General features: G+C 72.8%; 14 protein-coding genes and 1 pseudogene. 5 read left to right on the top strand and 10 right to left on the bottom strand.

What is annotated here, in order from left to right:
* Nucleotides 1–9: 9 nt before the first annotated feature.
* From F0L17_RS25075 to F0L17_RS25045, 8 genes and pseudogenes are all read right to left on the bottom strand, one after another.
* On the bottom strand, nucleotides 10–1,116 hold the full coding sequence (locus F0L17_RS25075) for a ferric reductase-like transmembrane domain-containing protein (protein ID WP_155072811.1): 1,107 nt from the start codon (nucleotides 1,114–1,116) through the stop codon (nucleotides 10–12).
* A gap of 249 nt (nucleotides 1,117–1,365) precedes the next feature.
* On the bottom strand, nucleotides 1,366–1,929 hold the full coding sequence (locus F0L17_RS25070) for a snapalysin family zinc-dependent metalloprotease (protein ID WP_155072810.1): 564 nt from the start codon (nucleotides 1,927–1,929) through the stop codon (nucleotides 1,366–1,368).
* A gap of 148 nt (nucleotides 1,930–2,077) precedes the next feature.
* Entirely contained in the window at nucleotides 2,078–2,887 is an 810-nt protein-coding gene (locus tag F0L17_RS25065) for an ABC transporter permease (protein WP_162466670.1), read from the bottom strand.
* Nucleotides 2,884–3,909, bottom strand: a complete 1,026-nt coding sequence (locus tag F0L17_RS25060) for an ATP-binding cassette domain-containing protein (RefSeq protein ID WP_155072809.1) — start codon at nucleotides 3,907–3,909, stop codon at nucleotides 2,884–2,886. Before F0L17_RS25060 ends, F0L17_RS25065 begins: the two co-directional genes overlap by 4 nt.
* A 294-nt stretch (nucleotides 3,910–4,203) precedes the next feature.
* Nucleotides 4,204–4,710, bottom strand: coding sequence for a hypothetical protein (locus F0L17_RS25055; RefSeq protein WP_238419609.1), 507 nt, complete (start codon nucleotides 4,708–4,710; stop codon nucleotides 4,204–4,206).
* 66 nt (nucleotides 4,711–4,776) lie between these two features.
* Nucleotides 4,777–4,974 (bottom strand): annotated as a pseudogene (locus tag F0L17_RS28395) (transposase family protein); the annotation flags it as partial.
* 107 nt (nucleotides 4,975–5,081) lie between these two features.
* A complete protein-coding gene (locus F0L17_RS25050; RefSeq protein WP_155072808.1) occupies nucleotides 5,082–5,729 on the bottom strand; it encodes a GntR family transcriptional regulator in 648 nt (215 codons plus the stop codon).
* An 89-nt stretch (nucleotides 5,730–5,818) separates the two neighbouring features.
* On the bottom strand, nucleotides 5,819–6,526 hold the full coding sequence (locus F0L17_RS25045; RefSeq protein WP_202918007.1) for an RNase H family protein: 708 nt from the start codon (nucleotides 6,524–6,526) through the stop codon (nucleotides 5,819–5,821).
* A 250-nt stretch (nucleotides 6,527–6,776) separates the two neighbouring features.
* Between F0L17_RS25045 and F0L17_RS25040 the strand changes: the two genes are divergently transcribed.
* Nucleotides 6,777–7,913 carry a DUF3103 family protein gene (locus F0L17_RS25040; RefSeq protein WP_338018213.1) on the top strand — a complete coding sequence of 379 codons (1,137 nt, stop codon included), beginning with the start codon at nucleotides 6,777–6,779 and terminating at the stop codon, nucleotides 7,911–7,913.
* 118 nt (nucleotides 7,914–8,031) lie between these two features.
* On the opposite strand, the gene F0L17_RS25035 is transcribed toward F0L17_RS25040, so the two are convergent.
* Together F0L17_RS25035 and F0L17_RS25030 are read right to left on the bottom strand one after the other, a co-directional pair.
* Nucleotides 8,032–8,424 carry a VOC family protein gene (locus tag F0L17_RS25035; protein WP_155072805.1) on the bottom strand — a complete coding sequence of 131 codons (393 nt, stop codon included), beginning with the start codon at nucleotides 8,422–8,424 and terminating at the stop codon, nucleotides 8,032–8,034.
* A gap of 156 nt (nucleotides 8,425–8,580) precedes the next feature.
* Complete coding sequence (locus F0L17_RS25030) at nucleotides 8,581–9,195, bottom strand: GNAT family N-acetyltransferase (RefSeq protein ID WP_155072804.1); 615 nt, start codon at nucleotides 9,193–9,195, stop codon at nucleotides 8,581–8,583.
* 194 nt (nucleotides 9,196–9,389) lie between these two features.
* Between F0L17_RS25030 and F0L17_RS25025 the strand changes: the two genes are divergently transcribed.
* The 4 genes from F0L17_RS25025 (at nucleotide 9,390) to F0L17_RS25010 (ending at nucleotide 14,606) form a co-directional block, all read left to right on the top strand.
* A complete protein-coding gene (locus F0L17_RS25025) occupies nucleotides 9,390–10,115 on the top strand; it encodes an SIP domain-containing protein (protein ID WP_162466669.1) in 726 nt (241 codons plus the stop codon).
* Nucleotides 10,116–10,334: 219 nt separating this feature from the next.
* Entirely contained in the window at nucleotides 10,335–10,787 is a 453-nt protein-coding gene (locus F0L17_RS25020) for an NUDIX domain-containing protein (RefSeq protein ID WP_155072803.1), read from the top strand.
* A 166-nt stretch (nucleotides 10,788–10,953) separates the two neighbouring features.
* Nucleotides 10,954–12,687, top strand: coding sequence for an ABC transporter transmembrane domain-containing protein (locus F0L17_RS25015; protein ID WP_162466668.1), 1,734 nt, complete (start codon nucleotides 10,954–10,956; stop codon nucleotides 12,685–12,687).
* Nucleotides 12,687–14,606, top strand: a complete 1,920-nt coding sequence (locus tag F0L17_RS25010; protein WP_155072801.1) for an ABC transporter ATP-binding protein — start codon at nucleotides 12,687–12,689, stop codon at nucleotides 14,604–14,606. Before F0L17_RS25015 ends, F0L17_RS25010 begins: the two co-directional genes overlap by 1 nt.
* Nucleotides 14,607–14,612 lie beyond the last annotated feature (6 nt).

Raw genomic sequence — 14,612 nt, 5'->3', positions numbered from 1 at the left:
CGAGGGTGGTCAGTGCCCTCCGCGCCCCGTGTCGGCACCGGACGTCGCGGAGCCGTCGCGGTCCGGGGCCCGAGCGGGCTTCGGGGCGCTCCGGGTGGGGCTCATCCGGCGGACGACGACGGCGAGGACGACGAGCAGCACGACCAGGCCCACCCACACCTGTGTCCGGGTGACGTCGAGTCCGGCACCGGAGACGCCCGGGGTACGGCCACCGTCCCGGCCGGTGGCGGCGACCACCAGCAGACCGACGACGGTGGCCGCGACGGCGACCCGGCCCGCCAGGCGCGCCACCAGGGACACCGCTCCCGGCCGCCCGGCGGCGTCGCGCGGGCGCAGGCGCTCGCCGCGCCGCGCGGGGGCCAGCAGGCGGACCAGGAACAGGACGGCGACGGGTAGTTGGAGCAGCCACACCGTGGTGCGGAAGGCCCCGTCGTACCAGACGTTGGTGCCGTACAGCAGGGTGTGCCAGACGCTGAGGACGTAGCCGACGACGATGAAGCGGTGCAGGGCCCGCCACATCCGGGAGCCGGTGGTCCGCCGCAGATAGAAGGCCAGACCGAGGGGGATCGTCAGGTAGAGGGCCAGCAGGCCGATCAGGATGGCGATCCGGCCCGTTCCCGAGGAGTAGACGCCGGGGACGAACACCTCGGCGAAGGAGGTGGTCAGACGGCCGATCCAGCTCCGCCCGTCCTCGTCGGCGCGCACCAGTTCGGCGAAGAACAGGGCGGCGTGGGCGAACATCAGGCCGATCGTGGTCAGGCTCGTGGTGCGGTGCCACCGCTCGATCCGCGCCACGGACACCCGCAGCCACCCGGGCCGGGAGCTGGACCTGACCAGACCCAGCATGATCGTGAGCCACGCCCACAGCAGACCGCTCCATCCGAACGCCTGGCACAGCCAGTACATCCAGTACCGGTCGGCGTCGGCCAGGTCGGGCATCACCTGGAGCGTCATGGAGGTGCCGGAGGACACGCGCGCGTACAGCCAGACGAAGATTCCCGCCGTGACCACCAGCGCGGCGGTGGCGTCGGGCACCGCCGACCGCAGGTCCGCCCGTAACTCGGACCAGTCGAACCACCGGTGACGCTGCACCGAAGCAGGGGTGGATCCCACCATGACCAGACACCGTTCTCCTAGGGGGGTGGCGAGGAGCGGCCTGCCCAACCGGGACCGCGCGACCGGGGCCCCACCGTGGGCACGCGCGCCACGAGGGTAGCCACAGGCCGCCGCCCCGGAAAGCCCAACCGAGCGCGGCGGGGCCGATGTCCCCCGTTCCGGTGCGGGGCGCCGCCGGGGCCCGGCCCGAGGGGCGTCCGTCCGGGGCCGGTCACCGACGGCGCCGACCGGCGCCCGCCGCCTCGCGCGTCAGTCCGCGGTCACCACGTCGCGCGGTCCCTCCGCCGTCCGGACCGACACGCCGCCGAAGTCCCTCTCGACCTCCGCCCTCTCCGCCGCGTTCGGATACGGGTTCTTGCACGCGGTGCCGGCGCTGGAACCGGACATCAGGCTCGAACAGGGGCCTGGCTTGCGGTCCGGCAGGCCCAGGATGTGGCCGAGCTCGTGCGCGGAGATCCGGACCGTGTCGTAGCCCTGGACGACGGCCTGCCGTCCGATGTAGACGATTCCGTTGCCCAGTGTGGTGGGCAGGGCGCGGGGCCAGCCGTTGTCGGCCAGGATCCGTATGTCGGCGCGCCGGCCGGTCGCGACCGGCCGCAGTTCGACGCCGTCGACGCTCTCGTTCCAGATCGCCGCCCCCCGGTCGACCGCGCTTTTGAACTCGGCGGACGCGCTCGCGTCGTAGGTGAGCACACGTGGGGCGAGGGCGCGGTCCCCGGCGGGGGAGGGAGCGGCAACAGCCTGGCCACCGGCCAGGGCGAGCGTCATCGCCAGGGTGGCGGTGGCGCTGCGGACGAGCGTGCGGACGTGCATGGTCGGCCTCCTCGTGGGGGAAGGGGGTCGTGCTCATGACACACTGAAAGTTCACTGCCCACCGGGGGCGGACGCCAATCCGTCAATCGGCACCACCGCCCGGGGCGCCCGTCTTGGTCACCGCTTCGACGCGACGCGCCCCGTCCTCTCACACCCTCGCCCGGTAGGAGCGCATCGCCAACGGGTAGAAGACCGCGGCTATCGCCACCGCCCAGACCAGCGACCACAGCAACGGCCGACCCACCTCGCCGCCCAGCAGCAGTCCGCGGAACGCGTCCGACAGGTGGGTGACCGGGTTGACGTCCGCCCAGGCCTGGAGCCAGCCGGGCATGGTGTCGACACGGACGAAGGCGCTGCTGGTGAAGGTGATCGGGAAGATGAGGGTGAAGCCGAACGCCTGGACCTTCTCCGCGTCGCTCGCGAGCATGCCGATCAGCACCGCGCTCCAGGACACCGCCGCCGCGAAGACGACGAGCAGCAGCGTGCCCGCGAGGAAGCCGCCGAGGCCGCCGGTGGCACGGAAGCCGAGGGCCAGGCCGAGCGCGAGCATCAGGAGTGTCGCCCACAGGTGTTTGGCCAGGTCGGCGGTGATCCGGCCGACCAGCGGGGCGGAGCGGGCTATCGGCAGGCTGCGCAACCGGTCGAAGACCCCCTTGGTGAGGTCGGTGTTGAGGGCCAACGCCGTGTAGGTGGTCATGAACAGGGTGTTCTGGACGATGATCCCCGGCAGGGCGTACTCCAGGTACGCCCCGGGCGAACCGGCCATCTGACCGCCGAGCACGTACGTGAAGAGGAACACGAACATGATCGGCGTGATGCTGTAGTCGACGAGCTCCAGCGGATTGTGCTTGACGGCGACGAGGCTGCGCCACGCCATGGTGGCGGTCTGCCGCAGCCCGGCGCCCGGGCGGACCCGGCCGCTCGCGGTGAGGGTGGCATCGGCCGTCGTGGCGGTCACGGCCTGCTCACCTCCTTCTCGTCCTTCTCGTCCTTCCCGGTGCCGCCGTGGTCGGGGTCGGCGTCGTCCGCCCCGGGCCGTTCCCCGTCCGACGCGGTACGGCGGCCGGTCAGGGACAGGAAGACCTCGTCCAGCGACGAACGGCGCAGGGTCAGCTCGCCCACCGCGATGCCGGCCCCGTCCAGCCGGCGGACGACGGCGGGCAACAGCTCCGGGTCGTCGACCGGTGCCGTGATCGCCTCGCCCTCGATCCGGGTCCGTGGCCCGGCCTCCTGTGCCACCGCGGCATGGGCGGTCGCCAGATCGTTCCCCCGCACCGGCCGCAGTTGGAGCACCTGCCCGCCCACCTGCGACTTCAGTTCGTCGGGCGTGCCCTCGGCGATGACCCGCCCCTTGTCGATCACCACGATCCGGTCGGCGAGCAGATCCGCCTCGTTCAGGTACTGCGTGGTCAACAGCGCGGTCACCCCCTCGGCGACCAGGCCGCGCAACATGTCCCACACCTCGCCCCGACTGCGCGGGTCGAGCCCGGTCGTCGGCTCGTCGAGGAAGAGGATGCGGGGCCGGCCCACCAGGCTCGCCGCCAGGTCCAGCCTGCGCCGCATGCCGCCCGAGAACGTCTTCACCGCGCGTCCCGCCGCGTCCGTCAGGCCGAAGCGCTCCAGCAGCTCGGCCGCCCGCGCCTTCGCCTCACGCCTCGGTATCCCCAGCAGCCGGCCGATCAGCAGCAGGTTCTCCGTACCGGTCAGGTTCTCGTCGACCGCCGCGTACTGGCCGGTCAGACCGACGAGCGAGCGCACCGCCCCGGCCTCGCGGACCACGTCGTGTCCGGCCACCTCGGCCCGCCCGGCATCCGGTTGGAGCAGGGTGGCGAAGATCCGCACGGCGGTGGTCTTGCCCGCTCCGTTGGGCCCGAGCAGCCCCAACACCGTCCCGGTTCGGGCGACCAGGTCCACGCCGTCCAGCGCCCTGGTCTCCTTGAAGCGTTTGGCCAGGCCCTCCGCCCGGATCGCGTACGTCATGGAGTTCGCCCCCTCGCATCGAGGTCGCGCTTCGGCGGTGGTCTCCGGGCCCTCCGGCCCGGGGGTCGCCTTCCGGACAACGGTGACCCACGTCACGGACATTCCGCCCGACACGGCCGTACGGCGCCTCGGGGGCGAGCCGGTACGGCGGACCGGGAACGGAGCCCGTGGTGATCATGGCGATCTCCCTTCGCGGATCCCCACGACTCCACCCTGACACCGGTCACCGACACTCGCCCGTGGGGCCGCTCGCCGAGAGCCGACCCCACAGGCCGGCGCCCGACGCCGACGGCGTCACGGTCGCCGGGACCACCACGACCACGCCCCGCGCCCGCGCCCGCGCCGGGGGGCGACTCCCCCGGTGAGTCCGTCGATCACCAGGGACACCCCGATGCCGAGCATCCAGGCGTCCTTGGCCAGCGGGAGTCCCTGCTCCGTCCACCGCAGGCTGCCCTCCCGACGCATGCCGGGAGTGCGCAGGTACAGGCCGAGCGTGCCGAGCGAGAACGCGGTCAGTCCGGCTCCCACCACGGTCGCCGGGACGAAGGGCACCAGCAGCGCCGCGCCGAGCCCGATCTCCGTCTTCGACAGGATCCCGGTGAACCGCCGGGGCTCCATCCGTCCCACGAACGGGTAGGCGCCGGAGGCGAACCCGTGCAGTCCCCCGGCGGTCTCCTCGTCCGCGCCCGTCTTCGTCAGGCCGGAGTTGACCAGGAACACCCCGGCGGTCGTCCGCAACGGCAGCCGCCGGGCCCAGACCGCCGCGTTCGAGGGTGGGAAGCGCGTATTCGACAGGTACATGGAATCTCCCGATGAAGTACCGGTCCGGCCGGGACCGGGAAGGGCGCGCCGTCCCGGCCGGCCCCCGTGCCTCGCGCCGCGAGGGGCCGTGGGCGCACACCGCCCACGGTAACGGGGCGCCCCGCTCCCCGCAGCGCGGCGACGGCCCTCGACGCCGGCCTGCCACGGCACGGCCGACTCCTCGGCCGAACAGGCGAGACGACGCCGGGAGATTCCTGTGAACAGCCGATGCGTCAGGACCGCCCGATCGACCGTGATCGCCACACCCGGACCGCGCCACCTGCCCGGCACGACATCGCAGCCGCCATCACGCACCGACTCGTTGGAGGCGGCGGGCCGCCGGTCATGGCGCGGAGCCGCCTCGGGAACCTTCACCGGTGGACGCGGGCCAGGTGGTGGCGCATGCGTGTCTCGGCCGCCGCCGCGTCGCCGGCCAGCATGGTGTCCAGCAGTTCGGCGTGTTCCCGCGCCGACTCCACCAGCGGGCCCGTCTCCACGAGGTCGGCGTAGGCGTGGAGGCGGGAGCGCCTGCGCAGGTCGTCCACCGCTTCGACGAGACGGGCGTTGCCCGCCAGGGAGAGCAGGCCGAGGTGGAAGCGGCGGTCCGCCTCCAGGTACCCGACCAGGTCACCGGAGCGCGCGGCGGCCACGGTCCCCTCCGCGGTGGGACGCAGAGCCTCGAGCTGTTCCCGCGTGGCCGTCCGGGTCACCCTGCCGATGGTCGGGGCCTCGATCAGGAGGCGGAGTTCGGTGAACTCCGCCAGATCGCGTTCGGACGGCTCAGTGACCCGGAAGCCCTTGTTCCGTACCGCTTCGACCAGCCCCTGGCGGGCCAGGTCCAACATGGCCTCGCGCACGGGGGTGGCGGACACCCCGTACTCGGCGGCGAGGGCGGGGGCGGAGTAGACCACCCCGGGCCGCAGTTCACCCGCGACCAGTGCGGCCCGGAGGGCGTCGGCCACCTGGTCACGTAGATGGGCCTGCATCGAGACGGGTCTTTGGGGCCTGGACTCGCTCATGAACCGCCCTCCGTGATCCTGCGGCCCCACTTTACAATGTCACGTTGCAGACGACGGGGCACCGGACCGCCCGACGCGATCGGAGCACCTCACGCGCCGTCGCCCGTACCGGCGGCACAGGAGGGGTGGCCCCAGCCATCGGGGTTCTTGGCGATCGTCTCGCCCTTCGCGTAGGGCCGCCCGCAGCGGCACCGGCCCGGAAACCGGGCCTTGACCGAGCCGCCCGAGGAGCGCGCGGCCCTCGGGCGGCCCGTCGCCTTCCCGGCCGGGCGGCGGGTGCCCTTTCCGCCGGTGGAGGGTGTCGTGGGGTCCGGTGGGGGCAGGGTGTCGCCCGTCGCCGAGCCGATCGGTCGCTGGGTGCGGGCGGTGTGGCTCGCCGCGCGGTCGGCCGCGTCGTTGAGCCGGTCCCCGTCCACCCGGTGGGCCGGCGTGTGGACGAACTCCACGTCCCGGTCGGTCAGCAGTTCGTCGATGCGCATCACCAGGGCCTGGTTGGCCACCGGCGTGCCCGCGGCGGTCTTCCAGCCCCTGCGGCGCCACCCCGGCAGCCAGGTGGTGACCGCCTTCATCGCGTACTGGGAGTCCATCCGCACCTCCACCGGCACCGCCGGATCGAGGGTCTCCAACAACTCCCGCAGCGCGGTCAGTTCCGCCACATTGTTCGTCGCCCGGCCCAGCGGCCCGGCCTCCCAGCGCTCCACCTCGCCGTCCGCGCCGGCGATGACCCATGCCCAGGCCGCGGGCCCGGGATTACCCTTCGACGCGCCGTCACAAGCGGCGATGATCCTTTCCAACACCCTCCGATCCTGCCACCTCCCGCCCGTCCTCCGGCCATCGGGCCGCCCGGCGGGCCCGCGGGCCCTTCGGCTCCCGGCGGGACATCGGTCGTGTTCGGGCGCGGCTGTCCGAACGGCCCTCTTGTGGCTCTGGCGTGCCCACGCCATTCTGGGCGGCGCGGTGGCCTCTACCCGCATAGACGGAGGCCGCCGACTCCGGTACGCCCTTCCGCACCACGCCCCCTCTCCCGATTCCCCACAGGAGGCCCGCGTGACCGCCCTCGGATCCCGCGGACGGAGAACCGCCGTCGTGTGCGCCGCCCTGACGGCCCTCGGCTTCGCTTCCGTCCAAGTACCCGCCTCGGCGACCGCTCCGCCGAAGACCGAACGGGACGGCACCGCCGTCGCCACGATCAAGAACGACACCGCCCGCTCCCTCGCCGTCTCCCTCTCCGGGACCGACTGGCGCGCCCGGGTCCGGGCGGCGACCCTCGCCTCGCACGAGGTCGCTCTCGACGCCCTCGTACGGAAGGCCCCCTCCGCCACCGTGGGGAGCCTCGGGGCGGTGGTCGACGGAGCCGACCGGAGGTTGGCCGAGGCCAAGGGGTTGGACGCGGGCGTCGGCTCCCTGCTGCGGCTCCGCCTCGCCGACGCGTCCATGCGCGCCTCCCTCAGGGCCGGCGCCGAACCGCTGGTGGCCGCGGCGCCCGACGACGACGCCACGACGGTGACCGCCTACGACAGCGGTGGTCGCTCCCACACGCTGGACGTCCGGCACGTCCCCGAACGGCCGGTCTACGTGGTGGACCTCGACTCGGAGAAGGCCGTCTCCGCCGGCATGGAGGTCCTGCGCGAGGAACTCGCCCGACGCGGTCTGTCCGCTCCCCGGCCGGTGGCGTCGGCCGGCGCCACGGGCGACGGTTTCTGGACGAGCCGCATCACCTCGGTCCGGCTGTCCGACGACGAGGAACCGTGGATCAAGGGCGACGCCGAGATCTACTCCCTGGTGACCGGCTTCGGCCCGGACGGCAAGGTGCGGGTCGATCCGGTCGAGATGCCCTACCTCGACGAGGACGGGAAGACCTACCGCCCGAACCAGATCCTGGTCAACTGGTCGTCCTACAAGTACGACCTGGCGGACGTGGTGATGATGGAGGAGGACGGCGGCACCAACTACCGGGCCCTGGCCAAGGCCATCGCCGACGCCCTGCTCACCGTCGTCGACCTCGGCGCCTACGTCCCGCTGGTCGACGCCGTCCTGGACGCCGTGCCCGACGACTGGTGGACCGACGACCCGGACTACGTGGACTCCTGGTACACCCTGGCCCGGAGCACTTCCGGATCGGTCGCCGGCGCCAGGGGCAACGGCCTCCTGACGCTCGAACCGTACTGGGTGGCGAGTTTCTGAGGGGCCACCACCTTCGGCGCGCCGGCGTCGCCGCGGACCCGCGCGCGACGGAAGCGCCGCCGCCGGTCCTCCTGGGACGGACCGGCGGCGGCGCGGCACGGCTCCCGGCTCCGCCCGTTCAGGCGTCCTGCGGGTACCAGCGCAGTTCCACGGTGTTGCGGTCGGGGTCGCGCACGTAGAGGGACTGGGCGGTGCCCCGGGCGCCGAAGCGCGGGCCGGGGCCGTCCAGCACCTCGAACTCGCCCGAGTCGACGACCTCCTGCCAGTCCAGCGGCTCCACCACCAGGCAGATGTGGTCGACGTTGGCGCCCGCGGCCGGCTCCCCCTCCTTCCGCGACACCAGGTCGATGATCGTCGTCGGGGAGACCCGAACCGACGGGAAGGGCGCGTCGCCCCGGCGCCACTCGTCGACGCGCACCGGCTCCAGGCCGAGTTTGTCGCGGTAGAAGGCGAGGGAGCGCTCGATGTCGGTGACGCTGAGAACGACGTGGTCGAAGCCGATCACGCGCATGGGTCCTCCCGGGGTGGGCGGATGGGTACGGGACGGCCGGCGCCGGGGGCGGACCTTCCCGGCGACGGCGCTCACCGGCGCCAACACGGGCTCGGTGCGCCGTATTTCCACCGCGGCCGACCGGTGCGCCGCGCTCCTCCGGCACGCGGCCGACCGTCAGAGGGGGAACGCCTCGCGCCGCAGGAACGCCAGCCGGGCGCGCTTCGCGGGGAGTCGGACGTCGGGCAGGTCGATCGCGGGGAGGACGACCTCGGGTCCGGGTTCGAACCCGGTGCGCAGCAGGCGGGCGATCGCCTTCTCGTTGCGGGCGTCGGGTTCGACGACGATCCGTCTCAGGCCGGGGTCGGCCGACAGGCGGGTGAGCAGAGCGGTCACCAGGCGCTCGGTGAAGCCTCGTTCGGAGGCACCGGCGGCGGGGGCGACGAGCAGGTGGACCCCCACGTCGCCGGGCCGGACCTCGTAGCACGACCCCACCCGGTCCTCGGCCGGGTCGTAGGTCTGGAAGAGCGCGACGGGCTCGTCGCCCCGGTGGACGAGGTGGGCGTGGTGGGTGTCGAGGGTGCCCATGTGGGCGTAGACGTCGCGGACGTCCTCGACGCTCGTTCCCGTCATGCCCCAGAAGGCGGCGCGCTCCTCGGTGACCCAGCGGTGGATCACGGGGGCGTCCCGTTCGGGGTCCACGGGGGTGATCCGCACGGCTCCGCGACCGGTGACGGGTCGTTCGCGGTCGGGGTGACGGACGGTGTCAGGGGTGCTGCCGGCGCCGGCCATGGTTCTCCTCGCTCGGTGCGCGAGCGGACGGGGCCGGACGGCCGGCGGGCGGGGGGCCCGATCGGTTCCCGGCGCCCGAACGTCACCGCTTTCGGGCAGCGGTTGCCCGCACACCCTTCATTGATTAGGTTAGGCTTACCTAAGCTAATTCGACGTCGGTCGGAAAGCAATCCGGGCGGCGGAAGGGGGGAACCGTGCGACACGGCTGGGAGGGTGTGGTCCTCAAGCTGCTGCGGGGCAAGGACTTCGTCCTCACGGTGATCGAGACCGAACCGGTCACCGAGCACTACCGCCGCATCCGGGTGTCGGACGGTGGCATGCTCGCCGCGACCGGCGTGCACCCCACGATGTGGGTCCGCCTCTGGTTCGACGACGCGGGCAAACCCCACCAGCGCGCCTACACCCTGGTCGACCCCGACCCGGACGCCGGAACGTTCGACCTGGAGTTCGCGCTGCACCGGGGCGTCGCCTGCGACTGGGCGCGCGCGGCACGGCCGGGCGACACGATCGAGGCCACCGTCCACGGCACGGGGTTCGGCACCCCCGATCCCGCGCCCTCCCGGCTGCTCGTCGTCGGCGACCCGGCCTCGCTCCCGGCCGTCAACTCCCTGCTGGACTCCTTCCCCGACACCCCGGCGACCGTCTGGTTCGAGACCGCCCACGAGGGCGACACGGAGCTGCCGCTGCGGCTCGACCCCGCCCGGCACGAACTTCGGTGGGTCCCCCGCGAGGGGGCCGGCGCCCGACTGGTCACCGAGGTGACGGCCGCCCTGCCGGGCTCGGTGGCCGCCGAACCCGCCCCCTACGTGTGGATCGCCTGCGACACGGCCACCACCCGGGCCCTGGCCGCGCACGCGCGCAAGCAGGCGGCCGTGCCCAGGGAGCGGCTGCACGCGCTGGGATACTGGCGCGCGACCTGATCCTGGCGGGACGGACCGGACCGCGGGGAACCGGGTGGGGGGTGGCGCGGGGCTCCGGCACAATGGCCGGATGCCTCACAACCGGACCGCCCACCCCCCGGCGGGCCGCGCTCGCGCGCGCCGAGCACCGCACCGCGCCCCCGACCGGGCCCGCACCACGGACGGGCCCGCGGCGACGGCCGGGGCCGGCGCACCGGCCCCGCGACCGGAGCAGGCGACATGAGGAGGCTCGCCGCCCGTCTGTGGCACCTGCTCGCGGGCCCGGTGCAGTGGCGCGTCCTGTGGCTCGCGCACGCGAAGTTCACGGTCGGTGTCACCGGCGTCGTGCGCGACGACGACGGCAACGTGCTCCTCCTGCGGCACCGCCTGTGGCGGAAGGACCGCCCGTGGGGCCTTCCGACGGGCTGTGCCCGCAAGGGCGAGTCCCTGGCGGAGACGGTCGTGCGCGAGGTGCGCGAGGAGACCGGGCTCGACGTGCGCGTCGGCGAACTCGTCCGCCTCGAGAGCGGCTACCGACTGCGCGTGGAGGCGGCGTACGAGGCCCGGCTCCGCGGGGGCACCCTGCGGATCGACCCCTTCGAGATCCTGGAGGCCGGCTGGTTTCCGCCCGACGACCTTCCCGAGGGGTTGTCGGAGTCCCACCGCCGCCTGATCGAGCGCGGGGCGGGCTGACGGCGGGCCGACGGGCCGACGGAGCGCCACCTCCGGGTCGGGGACGCCGGGGGAACACCCCCGTGCCCCCCTTCCGTCCACAACCCCTGGGAAGCACCGCGTCCCGTGACGGATGATGGCCTGGCCGCTCCGCGCGGCCCCGACCACACCGACACGGGGGACCCACGTGCTCACCGTCCTGCTCAGAAGGCACCTCGCTCCCTACCGGAGGGCGGTGTGCGCCCTGGTGCTGCTGCAGTTCCTCCAGACCTGCGCCACCCTCTGCCTGCCCGCGCTCAACGCGGACATCATCGACAACGGCGTCGTGGCGGGGGACACCGGCCGCATCCTCGCCTCCGGTGCCGTCATGCTCGCGGTCACCGTGGTCCAGGTCGGCTGCAACATCGGAGCCGTCCTGCACGGCGCGCGGACCGCCGCCGCGTTCGGCCGGGACGTGCGGGCAGCGGTCTTCGACCGGGTGCAGTCCTTCTCCGCCCGCGAACTGGGCCGGTTCGGGGCCCCGTCGTTGATCACCCGGACCACCAACGACGTCCAGCAGGTGCAGGCACTGGTCCTGATGGGCTTCACGCTCATGGTGTCGGCACCGATCATGTGCGTGGGCGGCATCGTGATGGCCCTGGGGATCGACGTGCCGCTGTCGTCGGTACTGGTCGCGGTCGTGCCGGTGCTCGGCCTCGCCGTGGGGCTGATCGTGCGACGACTGCGTCCGCTGTTCCGGGCGATGCAGGAACGGCTCGACACGGTCAACCGGGTGCTGCGCGAGCAGATCACCGGCATCCGGGTGGTCCGGGCCTTCGTCCGCGACGGACACGAGAGGGAACGCTTCCGCGTCGCCAACACCGAGCTGACCGAGGTGTCCCTGGGCAGCGGACGGTTGCTCGCGCTGATGTTCCCGATCGTCATGACCGTCGTGAACCTCTCGTCGGTCGCGGTGGCCTGGTTCGGCGCCCACCGCATCGACGCCGGCGACATGGAGATCGGGGCGTTGACCGCGTTCCTCGCCTACCTGATGCAGATCGTGATGAGCGTGATGATGGCCACGTTCATGTTCATGATGGTGCCGCGCGCGGACGTGTGCGCCGAGCGTCTCCAGGAGGTCCTGGAGACCTCCACCAGCGTGGCGCCGCCGAGCGAGCCGGTGCGGGAGGTGCGGTTCCACGGACACCTGGAGATCCGCGGGGCCGGGTTCCGCTACCCGGGCGCCGAGGAACCCGTCCTGCGCGACGTGAACCTGGTGGCCGGGCCCGGCGAGACCACGGCGGTGATCGGGTCGACCGGGAGCGGGAAGTCCACGCTGCTCTCCCTGGTGCCCCGGCTGTTCGACGTGACCGAGGGCGAGGTCCTGGTCGGCGGTGTGGACGTGCGGAGACTGGACCCGGCCCGGTTGGCGAGGACCGTGGGACTGGTGCCACAGAGGCCGTACCTGTTCTCCGGCACCGTCGCGACGAACCTGCGGTACGGCAGGCCGGACGCCACGGACGAGGAGCTGTGGCACGCCCTGGAGACCGCCCAGGCCGCGGACTTCGTCCGGCGGCTGGAGGGCGGGCTCGACGCGCCCGTCGCACAGGGCGGCACCAACGTCTCCGGCGGGCAACGGCAGCGGCTGGCGATCGCGCGGACCCTGGTGCAGCGTCCGGAGATCTACCTCTTCGACGACTCCTTCTCGGCGCTCGACTACGCGACCGACGCCGCGCTGCGCGCCGCGCTGGCCCGGGAGACCGCCGGTGCGACGGTCGTGATCGTCGCCCAGCGCGTGTCGACCGTCCGCGACGCCGACCGCATCGTGGTCCTCGACCGGGGTCGGGTGGTCGGCAGCGGACACCACGACGCCCTCCTGGCCGGCAACGACACCTACCGGGAGATCGTGCTCTCCCAACTGACGGAAGCGGAGGCCCACTGATGGCCATGGGACGGATGGCCGCGGGCGGCCCGCACCAACGGTCGATGAACTTCGTCGGTTCCGGGAAGCGGTTGTTGGCCCGCTTCGGGCCGGAGCGGGCCACGGTGTGCGGCATGCTCCTGACCGTGCTGCTGAGCGTGGCGCTCTCCGTGGCGGGACCGATGATCCTGGGTCGGGCGACCGACCTGGTCTTCGCCGGGGTCGTGGGGCGCGACATGCCCGAGGGAGTCGACCGGGAACGGATCCTCGACCGCATGCGGGAGGAGGGGCGGGACGACACCGCCGAGATGCTCTCCGGGGCCGACTTCACCCCCGGCCGGGGCATCGACTTCACAGCCGTCGGGAAGATGCTGCTGCTCGCGCTCGCGGTGTTCGCGGTCGCCGGACTGCTGATGGCGGTCGCGACCCGCCTGGTCAACCGGGCGGTCAACCGGACCGTGTACCGGCTGCGCGAGGACGTGCAGGCGAAGCTGTCGCGGCTGCCGCTGTCGTACTTCGACCGGCGGCAGCGCGGCGAGGTGCTCAGCCGGTCCGGCAACGACATCGACAACATCGGTCAGACCCTCCAACAGACCATGGGCCAGTTGGCCAACTCGCTGCTCACCGTCGTCGGCGTGCTGGCGATGATGTTCTGGATCTCGCCGCTGCTGGCACTGGTCGCCCTGGTCACCGTGCCGCTGTCGTTCGCGGTCGCCAAGGGCGTCGGCAGGCGGTCGCAGCCGCAGTTCGTGCGGCAGTGGAAGTCCACCGGCGAGCTGAACGCGCACATCGAGGAGATGTACACCGGGCACTCCCTGGTGAAGGTCTTCGGGCGGCAGGAGGAGTCGGCCAGGGCGTTCGCCGAGCACAACGACGCGCTGTACGAGGCGTCGTTCCGGGCGCAGTTCGCCGGCGGGATCATGCAGCCGCTGATGTTCTGCGTCTCCAACCTCAACTACGTGCTGGTCGCCGTGGTCGGCGGGTTGCGGGTCGCCTCGGGAACGCTGTCGATCGGTGACGTGCAGGCCTTCGTCCAGTACTCCCGACAGTTCTCGATGCCGCTCAGCCAGATCGCCTCGATGGCGAACCTGGTGCAGTCGGGCGTCGCCTCGGCCGAGCGGGTCTTCGAACTCCTCGACGCCGAGGAACAGGAGCCCGACCCGGTGCCGGGGGCACGCCCGCAGGAGCGGCTGGGGAGGGTCGTGCTGGAGAAGGTCTGCTTCCGCTACTCCGAGGACAGACCGCTCATCGAGGACCTGTCGCTGACGGTCGAGCCGGGCCGCACCGTGGCCGTCGTCGGCCCCACCGGCGCGGGCAAGACCACCCTGGTCAACCTGTTGATGCGGTTCTACGAGGTGACGGGCGGACGCATCGTCCTGGACGGGGTGGACGTCGCGCGCATGTCGCGGGACGACCTGCGCTCGAACATCGGCATGGTCCTCCAGGACGCCTGGCTGTTCGGCGGCACGATCGCGGAGAACATCGCGTACGGAGCCCACCGCGAGGTGACCCGGGAGGAGATCGAGGAGGCGGCGCGCGCCGCCCACGCCGACCGGTTCGTCCGCACCCTCCCGAACGGTTACGACACGGTGCTCGACGACGAGGGCAGCGGGATCAGCGCCGGTGAGAAGCAGCTCGTCACCATCGCGCGGGCCTTCCTGTCCGACCCGGCGGTCCTGGTGCTCGACGAGGCGACCAGCTCGGTGGACACCCGCACCGAACTGCTGGTCCAGCGGGCGATGGCGCGGTTGGCGCACGGCCGCACCAGTTTCGTGATCGCCCACCGGCTCTCCACCGTCAGGGACGCCGACACCATCTTGGTGATGGAGGACGGCTCGATCGTCGAGCAGGGGCGGCACGAGGAGCTGTTGGCGGCCGGCGGGGCCTACGCCCGGTTGTACCGGGCCCAGTTCGCCCGCGCCGTGGCGGAGGTCGACTGACCCCCG

It is taken from the genome of Streptomyces taklimakanensis, assembly GCF_009709575.1.
GTDB lineage: Bacteria > Actinomycetota > Actinomycetes > Streptomycetales > Streptomycetaceae > Streptomyces > Streptomyces taklimakanensis.
This window is presented reverse-complemented; position numbering and strand designations above follow the sequence as displayed.